The organism is Microbacterium sp. 20-116 (genome assembly GCF_041079415.1).
Classification (GTDB): domain Bacteria; phylum Actinomycetota; class Actinomycetes; order Actinomycetales; family Microbacteriaceae; genus Microbacterium.
Map to the genome: position 1 here is coordinate 500,964 of NZ_JBFYGP010000001.1, position 16,276 is coordinate 517,239.

The window sequence follows — 16,276 nt, forward strand, 5'->3', positions numbered from 1 at the left end:
ACCACCCAGTCCCTCACCGGTCACGCCTCGACCGGAACCGCCGACACCGTCCGATCGATCGTGAACTGCCCGAGCACGCGCGTGCCGTCGTAGAGCACCGCGGTCTGCCCGGGCGCCACACCGTCGAACGGCGCCTCGGGACGCACCGTCAGCACACCGTCGACGAGCTCGGCCGTCGCCGGGACGGGATCGGCGTGCGCGCGGATCTGCGCGTGACACGCGAAAGAGGTCGACGAGGGTGCCCGACCCGCCCAGGTGAAGCGCTCCCCCGCGATCTCGGAGCACGCGAGCGCCTCCTTGGGGCCGACCACGACCGTGTTGTTGATCGGGCGGACCTCGAGCACGAATCGCGGTTTGCCGTCGGCCGCGGGAACCCCCAGTTGCAGGCCGCGACGCTGACCGACCGTGAAGGCGTGCGCCCCCTCGTGCGTGCCGACCACCGCACCTGTGCGATCGAGGATCTCTCCGCGCTCGGCACCGACCTTGTCGGCGAGCCAGCCGCGGGTGTCGCCGTCGGGGATGAAGCAGATGTCGTGGCTGTCGGGCTTCTGCGCCACCGACAGCCCGCGCTCCTCCGCCTCGGCGCGCACGAGCGCCTTCGAGGGCGTCGAACCGAGCGGGAAGTAGGTGTGGGCGAGCTGCTCGGCCGTGAGCACGCCCAGCACGTAGGACTGGTCCTTCGCGTTGTCGGAAGCCCGATGCAGCTCGCGCCCGTCGGGCGTATCGACGAGCGTGGCGTAGTGACCCGTGCACACGGCGTCGAAGCCGAGCTCCAGCGCGCGCTCCAGAAGCGCGGCGAACTTGATCTTCTCGTTGCAGCGCATGCAGGGATTCGGGGTGCGCCCGGCACGGTACTCCGCCACGAAGTCATCGATCACGTCGTCGCGGAACCGCTCCGAGAAATCCCAGACGTAGAAGGGCATGCCGAGCTTGTCGGCGGCACGCCGTGCGTCCATGGCGTCTTCGATCGTGCAGCAGCCGCGGCTACCGGCGCGGAGAGTCCCCCCGGCGCGCGACAGCGCCAGGTGTACGCCGACCACGTCGTGACCCGCCTCCACCGCGCGGGCCGCAGCCACCGCGGAGTCGACCCCACCGCTCATCGCCGCCAGAACTCGCATCGTCCCAGTCTACGAACGTCGGTCTGAACGGGCGCCGGATGCGACGGCCCGGGCGTACGCATCGGGCAGACGGGAGAGCACGGCGTCGACGTCGGCGTCCGTCGAGGTGCGGCCGAGCGTGAATCGCAGAACCGAGCGCGCCGCACGATCGTCCAGCCCGAGAGCCAGAACCACGTGCGAGGGCTCCGCGACCCCGGCCTGACACGCGGACCCCGTCGACACCGCGATCTGCTCCATGTCGAGCAGGAAGAGCAGCGTCTCGCCCGCGGCATCCGGGAAGAGCACGTGCGCGTTACCGGGGAGACGCTCGGTGGGATGCCCGAGCAGTCGGGCCGAAGGGATGGACGAGCGGATGCCGGCCACCAGGCGATCCCGCAGGGCCTCGAGACGCACGGTTTCGTCGCGGCGCTCGTGCTCGGCCGCCGTGATCGCGGCGGCGAAGGCGGCGGCTCCCGCGACGTCCTGGGTGCCGGCACGGAGGCTGCGCTGCTGCCCGCCGCCGTGGACGAGGGGCGTGAGGCGGGCGTGTCGCGAGACGACCGCTGCACCGACGCCGACCGGACCGCCGACCTTGTGAGCCGACACCGACATCGCGACCAGCCCGGAAGGATCGGTGCCCGCCCCGCGCCAGGCGGCGAAGTCCACCGTGATCTGGCCGAGCGCCGAGACGGCGTCCAGGTGCAGCGGCACTCCGGCCTCGTGCGCGCGCAAGGCCAGATCGGCGGCATCCTGGATCGTTCCCACCTCGTTGCTCGCCACGAGCGCGGTGGCGAGGGCAGCACCGGGCAGAACGGTCGAGAACGCCTCGACGTCGATGCGTCCGAGCGGATCGAGGGGCGCGGCGCGCACCTGCGCGTCCTGCGTCGCAGCGAGCCACCCCACGGCGTCCAGCGTCGCGTGGTGCTCCCCGTCGGGCAGCACGATCGCGTCCGTCGCCGGCTGACGCGACCACCACAGGCCCTTCAGGGCGAGGTTGGCGGACTCGGTGCCACCCGAGGTGAAGACCACCTCGATGGGCTGGCACCCCAGGACCGCGGCGACGCTCTCGCGCGCGTCTTCGAGGAGACGCCGGGCGTCCTGCCCCGCGCCGTGGATCGACGAGGGGTTGCCGAGCACGTCGTGGGCAGCGAGCCACGCTTCGCGCGCTTTGGGGCGCAGAGGGGTGGTCGCCGCGTGATCGAGGTAAACCCGCATCCTCACCCTCCCCGTATCTCCCGCGCCTTTCACTAGCCTAAGACGCATGTCCCGACCCGAGACTGTCCTGCCCGCCCGCCCCGCCCTGCTCAGCTCGTCCCTCGACGATCTGGGGGTGCGCCTCGGTCCCGACGGCGGCACGCTGCGCGTCTGGTCCGGGTCGGCCGACGCGATGCAGCTGCTCGTCTTCGACGACCTCGACCTCGATTGGGCGACCGAGACGATCACCATGGACCCCGTCGGCGAGGGCGTCTTCGAGGCGACCACCGCCCTGCTCCGCCCCGGCGCCCGGTACGCGATCCGCGTCGGCGGACCGCACGGGCCCGGACACACCTTCAACCCGCAGTCGCTTCTCATCGAGCCGTACTCCCGCGGGCTCGTGTCGGGTAGCTACGGTGATTGGCGCTCGGTGGTCGTGGACGGATCCTTCGACTGGGGCAGCTCGGCCAAGCCGCGCGTGCCCCTCGACCGCACGGTCATCTACGAGGGTCACGTGAAGGGCCTCACCAAGCGGCATCCGTTCATTCCGCCCGCCCTCCACGGAACGTATGCGGGTCTCGCGCACCCCGCGATGATCGACCACCTGCTCTCCCTCGGCGTGACCAGCGTCGAGCTGCTGCCGGTGCACGCCTTCGCCACCGAGCCGCGGCTGCTGCAGCTCGGACTGTCGAACTACTGGGGCTACAACTCGCTGAACTTCTTCACCCCCCACGCTCCCTACGCCACAGCGGCGAGCCGCGCCGAGGGGCCCGAAGCGGTGCTGCGCGAGTTCAAGGGCATGGTGAAACTCCTCCACGAGGCGGGCCTGGAGGTTCTTCTCGACGTCGTCTACAACCACACGGCGGAAGAGGGCATCGGCGGCCCCCGCACGAGCCTGCGCGGCCTCGACAACAGGGCCTACTACCGGCAGACAGCCGAGGGCGCGTACATCGACGAGACCGGCTGCGGCAACGCCGTGAACACCTCGACGGACGCCGCCGCGCGTCTGATCCTGGATTCGTTGAGGTACTGGAGCGAAGAGGTCCAGATCGACGGCTTCCGCTTCGATCTGGCGGTCACCCTCGGTCGCGACGAGCACCATTCGTTCACGCCCGAGCATCCCCTGCTCCAGGCGATCCGCGACGACGAGCGATTGGCGAGCACCAAGCTGATCGCCGAACCGTGGGACGTCGGGATGGGCGGCTGGCAGACCGGCAACTTCGGCGAGGGCTGGCTCGAGTGGAACGATCGATACCGCGACCGCGTCCGCAACTTCTGGCTGAGCGACATCGACTACGCACGTCGGGCCGCCACCGCCCCCGTCGGGATCGGAGGCTTCGCCACGCGGCTCGCGGGGTCGTCCAACACCTTCAGCGAGGAGCGCGGCCCGCTCGCGAGCGTCAATTTCGTCACCGCTCACGACGGTTTCACACTGCGTGACCTCGTGTCGTACGACGTCAAGCACAACCTCGGCAACGGCGAGCAGAATCGCGACGGGGCCGACACGAACCGGTCCTTCAACCACGGCGCCGAAGGGCGCACCGACGACGAGCGCGTGCTCGCCACCCGACGCAAAGCCATGCGCAACCTCATGGGTACTCTGCTGCTCTCGGCGGGAGTGCCCATGATCACGGCCGGCGACGAGATGGGGCGCACGCAGCGCGGGAACAACAACGCCTACTGCCACGACTCCGCGCTCACCTGGCTCTCGTGGGACCTGGCGCCGTGGCAGCGCGATCTCTTCGCGCACACGCAGCGGCTCACGCAGCTCCGGCGCGAGAACCCCGCGCTGCGCCCGCGACGATTCGCCCGGCTCGGCGAGGTCATCCCCTCGGCATCCGTCATGGAGTGGTTCGACGAACGCGGCGAGACGATGTCGATCGACGGCTGGAACGACCCCGCGCACCGGACGCTGCAGTATCTGGCGACCTCGACGCCCGAGGACGAGGAGCCCAACCGCGTGCTGCTCGTCGTCCACGGCACCGAGGCAGCCACCGAGATCGTCCTCCCCGAGCTCGAGGGCGCCCGGTACGTCTCGCTGTGGTCGAGCGCAGACGAGAGGCCGTCCGACCAGGCCGAGCGTTTCGCTCCCGGAGACGTGGTCCCCGTCGCCGGGGCCAGCATGCGCCTGTTCCGCGTCGACTGATCCGGGCCCGCTGTCAAGGCCGAGCGAAACCGTACGGCAACGTCGGTGGCCCGCGATAGGTTCGGACCGTGGCCACCACGACGACTCCCTCGCCCGAGCTGCCCTGGCGCAGCGCCGCCTCGATTCCCGTGCGTCCGGTCAAGCCGACGCCCACCTCGCGCAGCGTGGTCACCCCGCGCATCCCCATGGCGCTGCCGCATCCGAGCGTTCCGGGTGGCCGCTTCCGGCCTTCCGCGTACGTGGGCGAGGCCGTGCCGTTCACCGTCACCGCTTTCCGCGAGGGCCACGACCGCATCGGCGTGCAGGTGCGCCTGTTCTCGCCGTCGGGCGACGAATCGCTGCACCGTCTGAGCCCGCTGAACGACGGCTTCGACCGCTGGTCGACACTCGTGGCACCCCTCGAGCAGGGAATCTGGCGGTTCCGGTTCGAGTCCTTCGCCGACGACTTCGCCACCTGGGAGCACGCCGCCGAGCTCAAGATCGCGGCAGGCGTCGACGTCGCGCTCATGCGCGAGATGGGCGCGCAGCTGTTCGACCGCGCTCGCGGCGAGAAGAAGCGCCCGGGCAGCGACAAAGACCGTCTCTACGACGCGGCCCGCGCGCTGCGCGACCCGGACGTGCACGACGACACCGCCCTCCAGATCGTCCGCGATCCCGAGATCGCGTCGCTTTTCGAAGCGCGCCCGATGATGGGCCTGGTATCGGTCGGACGGGATGCCGAGCTGCTCGTGGAACGCGAACGCGCCGGCGTCGGCGCCTGGTACGAATTCTTCCCCCGGTCCGAGGGTGCGCGTCGCGCCGAGGACGGCAGTGTGGTCAGCGGCACCTTCCGCACCGCCGCCGAGCGTCTCCCGGCCGTCGCCGACATGGGCTTCGACGTCCTCTACCTCCCGCCGATCCACCCGATCGGACAGACCAACCGCAAGGGCCCGAACAACACCCTCGTCACCGAGCCGGGCGACCCGGGCTCGCCCTGGGCGATCGGCGCCGCCGCGGGCGGGCACGACGCCGTGCATCCCGACCTCGGAACGCTCGACGATTTCCGCGCCTTCGTGCAGGCCGCCCGTGAGAACGACATCGAGGTCGCTCTCGACCTGGCGCTCCAAGCCTCGCCCGACCATCCCTGGGTCACGGAGCACCCCGAGTGGTTCACGACGCTGCCCGATGGCTCGATCGCGTTCGCCGAGAACCCGCCCAAGAAGTACCAGGACATCTACCCGATCAACTTCGACAACGACCCTGAGGGTATCCGCGCAGAGGTCCTGCGAATCGTGCGCCATTGGATCGCGCAGGGCGTCACGATCTTCCGCGTCGACAACCCCCACACCAAGCCCCTGCAGTTCTGGGAGTGGCTCATCGCCACCGTCAGCGCCGAGGAACCCGGAGCGGTGTTCCTCGCCGAGGCGTTCACGCGCCCCGCCCCCCTGCAGGGACTCGCGATGGCCGGGTTCCAGCAGAGCTACACGTACTTCACGTGGCGCAACACGAAGGAGGAGCTCGAGGAGTTCCTCGGCGGCCTCGCTCACGAAACCTCCGACTTCCTGCGGCCCAACCTCTTCGTCAACACTCCCGACATCCTCACCGAGTACCTGCAGTTCGGCGGCCGCCCGGCGTACAAGATCCGCGCCGCGATCGCCGCGACGGCGGCGCCCACCTACGGGGTGTACGCGGGCTACGAGCTGTTCGAGAACGTCGCGCGCCCGGGTGCCGAAGAGAACATCGACAACGAGAAGTTCGAGTACAAGTTCCGCGACTGGGCCGGCGCCGAGGCCGCGGGCGACTCGCTCGCCCCGTACATTCGGATGCTCAACGCGGCGCGCCGTGCGCACCCGGCCCTGCTGCAGCTGCGCAACCTCGACATCCACTGGAGTGACGACGACTCGATCCTCGTCTACTCCAAGCACCTGGCCGCAGAGCTCTCCCCCACCGGTTCCAGCGACACGATCATCGTCGTCGCGAACGTCGATCCGCATTCCGCCCGCGAGAGCACCGTGCACCTCGACACGACCGTGTTCGGCATCGAACCCGGCGTCTCGTACGAGGTCGAGGACCTCGTGACGGGCCAGGTCTGGACCTGGGCCGACCACAACTTCGTGCGCCTCGACGCCTTCGTCGAGCCGGTGCACATCCTGCACGTCAAGGAGAACCGATGACCTCTCTTCCCCCCGAGATCCTGGACGCCGTCGCCCACGGCGCCCACCACGACCCGCACAGTGTGCTGGGTGTGCACGAGACGGGCGCCGGGTGGGTCATCCGCTCGCGGCGCCCCCTCGCCCGCGAGGTGGTCGCCGAGTTCGCCGACGGTACGGCGGTTGCGTTGGAGCACGTGCGCGGAGGCATCTGGGAGGCGCCCGTCGAGACCTACCCCGGCGCCTACACCGTGCGTGCGTCGTACGACGGTTCCGAGCACGTGTCCGACGACGGGTACCGCCACGCGCCCTCCCTCGGCGAGCTCGACCTGCACCTCATCACCGAGGGCCGCCACGAAGAGCTCTGGCGCGTCCTGGGTGCGCACGTGCGAGAGCTCGACGGTTCGGCCGGCACCGCTTTCACCGTCTGGGCCCCCGATGCGCGCGCCCTGCGTGTGATCGGCGACTTCAACGGCTGGGACGGGGCCGGACACGCCATGCGCTCGATGGGCGGCAGCGGTGTCTGGGAGGTCTTCGTCCCCGGTATCGGCGTCGGCACCCGTTACAAGTTCGAGATCCTCACCCGCGCCGGCCAGTGGATCGAGAAGGCCGACCCCATGGCCCGTCTCGCCGAGGTGCCTCCCGCCACGGCATCCGTCGTCACCGCATCCGAGTACGACTGGGCCGACGACGAGTGGATCGAAGAGCGTTCGCGCACCGCACCGCTCGACCGGCCGATGTCGATCTACGAGCTCCACCTCGGCTCGTGGAAGCAGGGCCTGTCGTACCGCGAGGCCGCCGACGAGATCATCGACTACGTGGGTGCTCAGGGCTTCACCCACGTCGAGTTCCTGCCCCTCGCCGAACACCCCTTCGGCGGATCGTGGGGCTACCAGGTGTCGGGCTACTACGCCCCCACCAGCCGTTTCGGCTCCCCCGACGACTTGCGCTACCTGATCGACCGCCTGCACCGAGCCGGTATCGGCGTGATCATGGACTGGGTCCCCGGGCACTTCCCCAAGGACGACTTCGCCCTCGCGCGCTTCGACGGCGAGGCGCTGTACGAGCACCCCGATCCCCGTCGCGGAGAGCACAAGGACTGGGGAACGCTCATCTTCGACTACGGCCGCAACGAGGTGCGCAACTTCCTCGTCGCCAACGCGCTGTACTGGTTCGAGGAGTTCCACGTCGACGGCCTGCGGGTGGATGCCGTGGCCTCCATGCTCTACCTCGACTACTCCCGCAACGACGGTGAATGGGCACCCAACCAGTTCGGTGGACGTGAGAACCTCGAAGCCATCCGCTTCCTGCAGGAAGTCAACGCGACTTCTTACAAGCGCTACCCGGGCATCGCCCTGATAGCCGAGGAGTCGACCAGCTTCCCGGGGGTCACCGCCCCCACCTCTCACGCGGGCCTCGGCTTCGGGTTCAAGTGGAACATGGGCTGGATGAACGACTCGCTGCAGTACATCGGGCGCGACCCGATGTACCGCTCCCATCACGAGGGCGAGCTGTCGTTCTCCTTCGTGTACTCGTTCAGCGAGAACTTCGTCCTGCCGATCAGTCACGACGAGGTCGTGCACGGCAAGGGCAGCCTCTTCGGCCGGATGCCGGGAGACCACTGGCAGAAGCTCGCCAACATGCGCGCGTTCCTGGCCTACATGTGGGGCCATCCCGGAAAGCAGCTGCTGTTCATGGGCCAGGAGTTCGGCCAGATGTCGGAATGGTCGGAGTCCCGCAGCATCGATTGGTGGATGCTCGACCAGCCCTCTCACAAGCAGCTGCACTCCTTCGTCGCCGAGCTGAACCGCGTCTACAAGGATCAGGCGGCCCTCTGGTCGCGCGATCACGACGGTGCGGCATTCTCGCGTCTCGGCGCTCCCGCGTGGAACCCGAACGTGCTCGCGTTCGCGCGCCGCGATCATCACGGCAACACCATCGTGGTCGTCTGCAACTTCTCGGGCGTCCCGCTGACCGATTTCCCGCTGGATCTGCCCGAATCGGGGACCTGGAGCGAGATCCTCAACAGCGATGCCGAAGTGTTCGGCGGTTCGGGTCAAGGAAACTTCGGCGCCGTCGACACGGACGGTCGCGGAAGCGCCACCCTGACCCTTCCGCCCCTCGGCGTTCTCTGGCTCCACCACCGCGCGGGGAGCTGACACCGACACGACAGACCCCGGGTACTGGACCGCAAGCCGCGTCCCGGTACCCGGGGGTCTCTCATGTGTGCACCTTCGCGAACGACGAACGGCCCCGTCCTCCTGCGGGAGGGCGGGGCCGTAAACCGTCCGGCGTCAGAAGAGCAGTGACGCCAGACGCGAGCGCGCGCGGATGACGCGGGCGTCTTCGTCTCCGACGAGCCCAAAGAGGTCGAGCAGGCGCTCGCGAACCGGAGCGCGCTCGTCGGTCGGCAGAGCGGCGAACAGGTCGAGCAGGCGACCGAAGGCGTCGTCGACGTGGCCGCCCGCGACATCGAGGTCTGCGACGAGGAACTGCGCCTCGAGACCCTTCGGATCCGCGGCCGCGGCAGCGCGTGCCGCCTGGAGGTCGGCACCCTGGACGCGATCGAGAAGGCGAACCTGTCCGAGACCTGCGCGGGCATCGGCATCGCGGGGGTTCTCGGCGAGAGCCTGCTCGTAGGCGCGGATCGCGCGCGCGTAGTCGCCCTCTTCGATGGCGGCGAAGGCCTCGGCATGCAGCGGGGGCAGCTCCGGCTCGGCAACGGGGGCGTCGGTGGCGGGGCTCGCCTCGACCGGCACGGTGCCGGTCACACCGTGCTGGGCGGCGAGCTGAAGAAGCTGGGCGAACACGTCGCGCACCTGCTGCTCGGGCACGGCGCCGGTGAAGAGGGGAACCGGTTGACCGGCGACGAGGGCGAGCACCATCGGAATCGACTGAGCCCGGAAGCCCTGCGCGAGCTGCGGGTTCGCATCGACGTCGACCTTGGCCAGCACGAGTCGACCGGCGAGCTCGGTGACGACTTTCTCGAGGACGGGGCTGAGCTGCTTGCACGGTCCGCACCACTCGGCCCACAGATCGATGACCACCGGCACGGTGCCAGAGAGCTCGAGCACCTCGCCGAACGTCTCGTCCGTCACGTCGAACACGAGCGGCAGGGCGCCGACCGCGTCCGCCGGCGCGGCGGGGGCGCCGGCTGCGGGAGCGGCGGGCGGCTGCGGACGGTTACGCAGCGACGAGAGGTCGACGGCACCGCGCATCACGGAACCGGGGGCGGGAGTGCTCACGGGGACACCTTCGCTTCGAGGAGGCTGGATCGGTAGCCGAGCAGGCGGATCTGGTCATCGGAGCCCTGGCTGGGCACGTAGAAGAAGACCTGGTCGGAGTATGTCGTGGTGAAGCCTGTCGCGGACTGGTCGACACCGGTGAGGGCCTTGACCGCGGGGTTGTTGTCCAGCTTGATCACGGCGTCTTTGTTCGTGGGCTTCGCCGTGTCGCTCTCGTACACGTTGACGGCGACGATGGCACCCGTGTCGAGCGTGGCCAGCGCGATCGGAGTAGCCGCTCCCGCCGAGGCCGAGAAGCTGATCTCCGCCGTTCCCGCACCGGTCTGGTTCAGCTCGTCGGTGCGCTTGGTCTTGTTGTCCTGGATCGCGGACAGCAGGAGATCGTTAGCCGTGTCGAACTTCGCGAACGAAGCGCTGTTCTGACCGTTGTTGATGACGTCGGCGTAGGCCGCGGCGACCTTCTCGGGCGCCATCACCAGAAACGAGGAGTCCGGCGGGACCTGGGTCGCGCCCACGTACGGAGCCGCCAGCTCGGGGAGGTTGGTGGACGCTTCGAGATTGCCGACGTAGGAGGCCTTGTACTCTTCCCACGGCGTCTGCTGCGTCATCATCATGATCGTGGTCGTCGGGGTCGCGGCATCCGCCGACTCCACCACCGTCATCAGGGTGCGGGGCCACGTTCCCGTGGTCTGCGGGAGGACGATCTGCACGGGCTCCGCGGGAATCGCGGGCAGAGCCGGACGATCGGCGATCGCGGCGCGCAGCTTGTAGTTGGTCTGGCGCTCGGCCAGGGCGGGACCCGAGAGGCGCTCGGCGACCGCGTTCGCGTCGAGCGAGGCGTCCGCCTGGGCAACGGTCGACGAGACCTTCGAGACGATGCGCTGGGCCTGAGCCTCGGTCACCGCGGGCGGGAACTGTCCCTCCGGGACGATCACCGTGGGTGTGGGGCTCGGCGAATCCGTCGCGGCGAGCTGCGGCCAGGCATCGGCGGAGCAGCCCGCGAGAAGGGCCACCGACACGCCCAGAGCCGGCACGGCCACCAGCGCACGACGACCACCGAGGGCGCCGCGTACGCGCGCGCCTGCCCGGCGCCCGGGGCTCTGGGTCACGACCCCCTTGCTCTCGCCATCCGCGCCGATCGTCGAGATCGGCTCGGTCACGGGCAGCGGCAGGCCCTTGCGGCGCGGACGACGCTGGCGACGCACATGGCGGATGCCCAGCAGGTAGAGAATCAGGCCGATCAACAGGACGATCCCACCGCCGACGATGAGGGGACCGGCCCACGGCGTGGAATCGTCGATCGGCCAGGTGAGGCTGATGTTCGCGGGCGCCGGGGCGGTCCCGTCGGAGGCGACGAGGACGCTCATGTCGCTCGGGAGCTGAAGGGTGGTCGACAGCGACCCGGTCTGCTCGAACTCATCGAGCCAGAGATCGGAGTCCACGGGAGAGCGTCCGGTCGTCGCGGCGCCGGAGGCGGGTGTCACCGTCGGCTCGACCTCGGAGGTCTGCACCGTTCCCTCGCCGTCGAGCGTGACGGAGGTGTAGGCGACGTCGGCGAGCCACGCCTTGACATCGGCGGTGCGCCCGTACGAAGCGAACACGGCGCCGTCGCCCTGGACGCGTAGCGTCTGAGCACCCGGGACGCTGTTCAGCACCGCTCCGTCGATCAACGTGAACGCCGTCGATCCCTCGGTCTGCACGTTCGCCGAGGTCTCCGAGGGTCCGTGGAACACGGTCCTTTGAGCGATACCGGCACCGATCATGGCCGCAGCGATGACGAATGCCACCACGGCCCAGACGAATCTCACGCTTCACACCATCCCCACCGGTGGCTCGGGCGCCACCGAATCGACATTTCAGACTATCCGAGGGTGCCTGAAAGTTCTCGGCAAGGCCCGTCGCGCGCTCAGACGGCTGTCGGCTCAGTATCCTGACGACACGGGCGCACCTGCCCGGCTGATGCGGGAGTCGTTCGGCATGAAGATCCACAACCCCTTCCGGGTCGCTCTGCTCGCCACCCTCGGCGTGGGAGTCGGCCTGCTGCTCATCGGAAGCGTGCAGAACCTCTCGACGATCCTGCTGTACGTCGGAACGGCGCTGTTCCTCTCCCTGGGCCTGGACCCCGTGGTCTCGTTCCTCGAGCGTCGCGGGCTCCCCCGCTGGGCGGCCGTGCTCGTCACGATCCTGGCGGTGCTCGGCGTCTTCGCCGGCATCATCTTCATGGTCGTGCCCATCATCGTCAGCCAGATCGCCCAGCTCGTCACGCAGATCGAGCAGTTGCTGCAGCCCGGCCGATGGAACGAGATCGTCACCGACGTGCAGACCTGGGTGTCGCAGACGCTCCCCTGGCTCAAGATCGACGAGGTCTGGGCGGGTATCCAGCACTGGTTCTCGACGCTGGATGTCGGAAGCATCTCCACCATGATCGGCAACAGTCTGCTGACCATCGGCGGCGCGGTCGCGGCCGGCCTCGGCGGCGCCTTCATCGTGCTGATCCTCACGATCTACTTCACGGCATCCACCCCCTCGCTGAAGTCGGCCGTCTATCAACTGGTTCCGGCGTCGAAACGTGCTCGTTTCATCGAGTTGGCCGAGAAGATCACCGACTCCGTCGGCTATTACGTCATGGGACAGGTCAGCCTCGGCGTCATCAACGGCGTGCTGAGCGCGATCTTCCTGTCCATCATCAACGCCCCCTTCCCCGCCGTCCTCGCGGTGATCGCGTTCTTCTTCTCGCTGATCCCCCTCGTCGGCACGCTCACGGGTTCGACGATCATCGTCCTGACCTGCCTCATCCCCGGCCTCGGCACACCCACCTGGGCGATCGTGGCCGCGGCGATCTACTACCTCGTCTACATGCAGATCGAGGCGTACGTGATCTCCCCGCGCATCATGAACCGCGCCGTGTCGGTGCCGGGGTCGGTCGTGGTCATCTCGGCACTGGCCGGCGGCGCGCTGCTGAACCTGCTGGGCGCGCTCATCGCGATCCCGGTGGCGGCGAGCATCCTCATCATCTACCGCGAGGTCATCATCCCGCGGCAGAACGAGCGCTGATCCTCAGCCCCCGAGCTCGCCGTCCCACTCGGTCGGCAACGGCAGGGCGTCGGGGTTCACCGCAGCGACGATCTCGGTCAGCACGCGGCGCGTCTGCGTCTCGCCGACCCACAGATGCTTGCCGCCGTCGACCGCGATGAGGGTGGCATCCGGAACGGATGAGAAACGCTCACGGGCCTCGGCGGGACGCAGGTAGTCGTCGAACTCGGGCACCAGCACGACCATCCGGCGTGCATCGCCCGCCCAGGCGCCGACCTCTTCGGCCGTCGCGCGGTGCAGCGGGGGTGAGAGCAGGATGACGCCCTCGATGTCGTGATCGCGTCCGTACTTCAGGGCGAGCTCGGTGCCGAACGACCACCCCACGAGCCAGGGGCGCGGAAGACCGCGCTCCCGCACGAAGTCGACGGCCGCAGCCACGTCGAAGCACTCCTTCGCGCCCCCGTCGAAGGCGCCCTCGCTCGTTCCCCGCGCAGACGTGGTGCCGCGGGTGTTGAACCGCAGCACGGCGAGGTTCGCAAGCGCCGGAAGCCGGCCAGCGGCCTTGCGCAGGATGTGCGAGTCCATGAATCCGCCCGCGGTGGGCAGCGGATGCAGAGTGACGAGGGTCGCGACCGGCTCGCCATCGGCGGGAAGAGCGAGTTCGCCCACGAGGGTCAGCTCGTCGACCGTGCGCAGCTCGACCTCCTCACGGCGGGCGGGCAGCAGAACGGGTCCGCGAATCTCCATCAGGCGATCCTCCAACAGTGCGTGTGCCAATGACGCCGGGCGGCGAGGTCGGCAGCGTCTCCGAGAACGCCATCGGCGCGCCAGACGACCAGATGAGCGGTTCCGGCCTCGACGGTGCGACCGCAGCCCGGACACAGGTAGTCCTTGACCGCCTGGGCAGCGGAGATGGGCTGCACCGTCCACTCGCCGCCGCGTTTGACCTCGGTGCGCTTCCACCCCGCGATCAAACGGTCGAGAGAGTCGTCGCTGCGCGACGAATCGGGGCGTCTCTTACGGGAGCGGGGCATGGATGCCGCTCACCACCAGTGGTTGGCGGTCCAGAACGCGTACGCGCCGGCCCAGCCGCCGTAGCGACCGGTGGCGTAACCGGTTCCCCAACGCAGGTTGTCGACCGGGTCGTAGCCGTTGCCGGGGACCTTGCTGCACGGCAGGGCCTGGACCAGGCCGCACGCTCCCGACGACCGGTTCGTCGCGTTCGGGTTCCAGCCGCTCTCGCGACTGACGATGTAGTCGACGTAGCCCATGTCGGCTTCGGAGATGCCGGCTGCGCCCATCCACTCGGCGGGAGCCCCGCCGCCGGAATACAGCACGGGGCCGGAGTTGCCAGACGACGAACCCGAGCCCGCGTCTTTCGAGCGCGACGGAGCCGGGGTGGGCGTCGGGGTCGGCTTGGGCTTCACGTAGACGTTGTAGCTCGCGCGATCGAGCTGCGGAGCCTGCTTCTCTCCCGAGGTCGAGACGGCTTGCGTATCGCCGAGCCCCTCGGCGTACAGCGTGACGGTGTGCGGCTCCTCGGCCTGCGCGGGCAGAAGTGAGGCCCCCATGGGGCCCACGTAGGCTCCCACGAACAGAACGGCGGCGGCGGCTCCGAAGACACCGACCACCCCACGACGGCGCGACCACCGCGGACCGGAACGACGAGGGAGCGTCGGCGGGACCACGTCGACCCACGCGCCCCGGCGGGCGGCACGGGAGGCGGATGCGCGCGAAAGTTCCGAACCAGAAGTCACAGTGCGCCCGATTCTACCGAGGCCCGAGCGAGGATGCCACGCGCGGGAGTCATCCGACAGCGAGCATCACTTCGACGACCGCGTCGAGCACCGCATCGACCTGCGTCTCGCGATACCCGCCCCGCTGCATCCGGAAGGCGACGGAGCGGACCTGCTCGGGCGTCACCGGATCACCCGCGGCGAGATAGCGCGCGACACGCTCCGCGACGACGTCGACCTCGTCCACGCGGTAGCCGTAACGGAGAACACCCACACGGTCGAATCGCGAACCGCGCGGTCGACGGAGTCGGTCAAGGACCACCTGCGCCGTGTCGCGGGTTTCGGCGACCCAGGCGCGGGCACCGAGACGAGACAGGGCGTACTCGCGCTCGCGCGCCGCGAAAGCGTCTTCGACGCGGCCGAGGGCGGCGTCGACCACTTCCACCCGGTACCCGCCCTTGACGAGCGGGAACGCGGCGGCGCGCACCTCGGACGAACGCAACGCACCCAGATCATCGGCCTCGAAGGCTTCACGGGCACGGGCCAGGAACACGTCCACGGCACGCTTCTCGTACCCCTTGGTGCGACCCGAGGTCGTCGGGAACGGTGTCGCGGCCGCGGTGTCGTGGATCGGCGTCTCGGTCATGACACTCCCAACGGGGCGAGCAGATAGAACATCACGAGGGCAGCGGTCGCCGACGGAAGAATCGAATCGAGCCGGTCGAGCACTCCCCCGTGACCGGGGAGCCACGAGCTCATGTCCTTGATTCCCAGATCGCGCTTGAGCATCGACTCGCCGAGATCGCCGACTGTCGCCGTCGCGAGTACGACGGCACCGAAGATGAGCCCGGCCCACCACGGCACCTGCAGCATGAAGGCAGCGAGCAGGGCACCGGCGAGGAGAGCGGCGACGCACGCGCCCGCGAAGCCCTCCCAGGTCTTCTTCGGACTGATGCGAGGGGCCATCGGATGCCGCCCACCCCGGCCGAACGTCAGGCCCGAGACGTAGGCCCCGGTATCGGCAGCCACCGCAAGGATCAGGAACGCGAGCACCCACCACTCGCCGCGGGGCTGTGCGAGCAGGATCATCGCGACGCTCGTGAGGAACGGCACGTACAGCTGAACGAAGCTCGCGACCAGCACGTCGCCGATGACCTCGATGTGCGCGCGCCCGTCAGAGGCGAACATCTGCGCGGTGAGCCGCCACACGATGACCACGACGACGGCCGCCAGGGTCGCGACCCAGTGCACCCATGGCCCGAGGAAGAATCCGCTGAGCAGCAGCAGGAAGCCCATGACGAGCTGGGGAACGACATCGACGCGTCGACCCGACACCTGCAGTGCCCGCGAGAACTCCAGGACGCCGAGCACCATGGCGGCCGCGGCGAACAGCACGAACAACCACTTGATGAAGATCAGCGAGGCGACGACGATCGCACCGATGCCCACACCGATCAGGGTCGCGACGATGAGGTCACGGCCGGTGCGTTGCTTGAGCCGCTCATTCGCCTGATCGAACTCCGCACGGGCATTGGCGATGTGCTGCTCGGCGTCCGATCGCATGGCGCGCAACTGCGACTCGATCGCGTTCACACCCTCGCCCGTGTTCGGCGAACGGCGCGCCGGATCGAGCCGGCGAGGCGAGGCGGTCGGGAGGACCGGCTCGCCTTCGCCGATTTCGGGGGCGTCGGGCATG

Annotated in this window: 13 protein-coding genes; 4 read left to right on the top strand and 9 right to left on the bottom strand. The window is 69.1% G+C overall.

Annotation, left to right across the window (positions count from 1 at the left end):
• Positions 1 to 20: 20 nt before the first annotated feature.
• Both mnmA and AB6V29_RS02455 read right to left on the bottom strand, forming a co-directional pair.
• The gene (gene mnmA, locus AB6V29_RS02450) at positions 21 to 1,118 is read right to left on the bottom strand and encodes a tRNA 2-thiouridine(34) synthase MnmA (RefSeq protein ID WP_369356842.1); all 1,098 of its coding nucleotides are present in this window, start codon (positions 1,116 to 1,118) and stop codon (positions 21 to 23) included.
• A 9-nt stretch (positions 1,119 to 1,127) separates the two neighbouring features.
• Complete coding sequence (locus AB6V29_RS02455; RefSeq protein WP_369356844.1) at positions 1,128 to 2,312, bottom strand: cysteine desulfurase family protein; 1,185 nt, start codon at positions 2,310 to 2,312, stop codon at positions 1,128 to 1,130.
• 46 nt (positions 2,313 to 2,358) lie between these two features.
• Between AB6V29_RS02455 and glgX the strand changes: the two genes are divergently transcribed.
• The 3 genes from glgX (at position 2,359) to glgB (ending at position 8,725) form a co-directional block, all read left to right on the top strand.
• Positions 2,359 to 4,437, top strand: coding sequence for a glycogen debranching protein GlgX (glgX, locus tag AB6V29_RS02460; protein ID WP_369356845.1), 2,079 nt, complete (start codon positions 2,359 to 2,361; stop codon positions 4,435 to 4,437).
• 185 nt (positions 4,438 to 4,622) lie between these two features.
• Positions 4,623 to 6,590: a maltotransferase domain-containing protein gene (locus AB6V29_RS02465; RefSeq protein WP_369357158.1), complete on the top strand. Its 1,968-nt coding sequence runs from the start codon at positions 4,623 to 4,625 to the stop codon at positions 6,588 to 6,590.
• Positions 6,587 to 8,725, top strand: a complete 2,139-nt coding sequence (gene glgB / locus AB6V29_RS02470; protein ID WP_369356847.1) for a 1,4-alpha-glucan branching protein GlgB — start codon at positions 6,587 to 6,589, stop codon at positions 8,723 to 8,725. The genes AB6V29_RS02465 and glgB overlap by 4 nt, the downstream gene beginning before the upstream one ends.
• A gap of 135 nt (positions 8,726 to 8,860) precedes the next feature.
• Here glgB and AB6V29_RS02475 read toward each other — a convergent pair whose 3' ends face one another.
• Positions 8,861 to 9,811: a tetratricopeptide repeat protein gene (locus AB6V29_RS02475; RefSeq protein WP_369356849.1), complete on the bottom strand. Its 951-nt coding sequence runs from the start codon at positions 9,809 to 9,811 to the stop codon at positions 8,861 to 8,863.
• Positions 9,808 to 11,619: a glycosyl transferase gene (locus tag AB6V29_RS02480; protein ID WP_369356850.1), complete on the bottom strand. Its 1,812-nt coding sequence runs from the start codon at positions 11,617 to 11,619 to the stop codon at positions 9,808 to 9,810. The genes AB6V29_RS02475 and AB6V29_RS02480 overlap by 4 nt, the downstream gene beginning before the upstream one ends.
• Positions 11,620 to 11,788: 169 nt before the next feature.
• Between AB6V29_RS02480 and AB6V29_RS02485 the strand changes: the two genes are divergently transcribed.
• Positions 11,789 to 12,865, top strand: coding sequence for an AI-2E family transporter (locus tag AB6V29_RS02485; RefSeq protein ID WP_210075358.1), 1,077 nt, complete (start codon positions 11,789 to 11,791; stop codon positions 12,863 to 12,865).
• A 3-nt stretch (positions 12,866 to 12,868) separates the two neighbouring features.
• On the opposite strand, the gene AB6V29_RS02490 is transcribed toward AB6V29_RS02485, so the two are convergent.
• The 5 genes from AB6V29_RS02490 to AB6V29_RS02510 form a co-directional block, all read right to left on the bottom strand.
• Entirely contained in the window at positions 12,869 to 13,591 is a 723-nt protein-coding gene (locus AB6V29_RS02490) for an alpha/beta hydrolase (RefSeq protein WP_210074718.1), read from the bottom strand.
• Complete coding sequence (locus AB6V29_RS02495; RefSeq protein WP_210074716.1) at positions 13,591 to 13,878, bottom strand: hypothetical protein; 288 nt, start codon at positions 13,876 to 13,878, stop codon at positions 13,591 to 13,593. The genes AB6V29_RS02490 and AB6V29_RS02495 overlap by 1 nt, the downstream gene beginning before the upstream one ends.
• Positions 13,879 to 13,887: 9 nt before the next feature.
• Positions 13,888 to 14,415, bottom strand: a complete 528-nt coding sequence (locus AB6V29_RS02500; RefSeq protein ID WP_369356853.1) for a transglycosylase SLT domain-containing protein — start codon at positions 14,413 to 14,415, stop codon at positions 13,888 to 13,890.
• A 235-nt stretch (positions 14,416 to 14,650) separates the two neighbouring features.
• On the bottom strand, positions 14,651 to 15,226 hold the full coding sequence (locus tag AB6V29_RS02505) for a DivIVA domain-containing protein (RefSeq protein ID WP_210074711.1): 576 nt from the start codon (positions 15,224 to 15,226) through the stop codon (positions 14,651 to 14,653).
• Positions 15,223 to 16,275 (bottom strand): phosphatidate cytidylyltransferase, encoded by a 1,053-nt coding sequence (locus AB6V29_RS02510; RefSeq protein ID WP_369356854.1) that lies wholly within the window; start codon positions 16,273 to 16,275, stop codon positions 15,223 to 15,225. Before AB6V29_RS02510 ends, AB6V29_RS02505 begins: the two co-directional genes overlap by 4 nt.
• Between the last annotated feature and the right edge of the window lies 1 nt (position 16,276).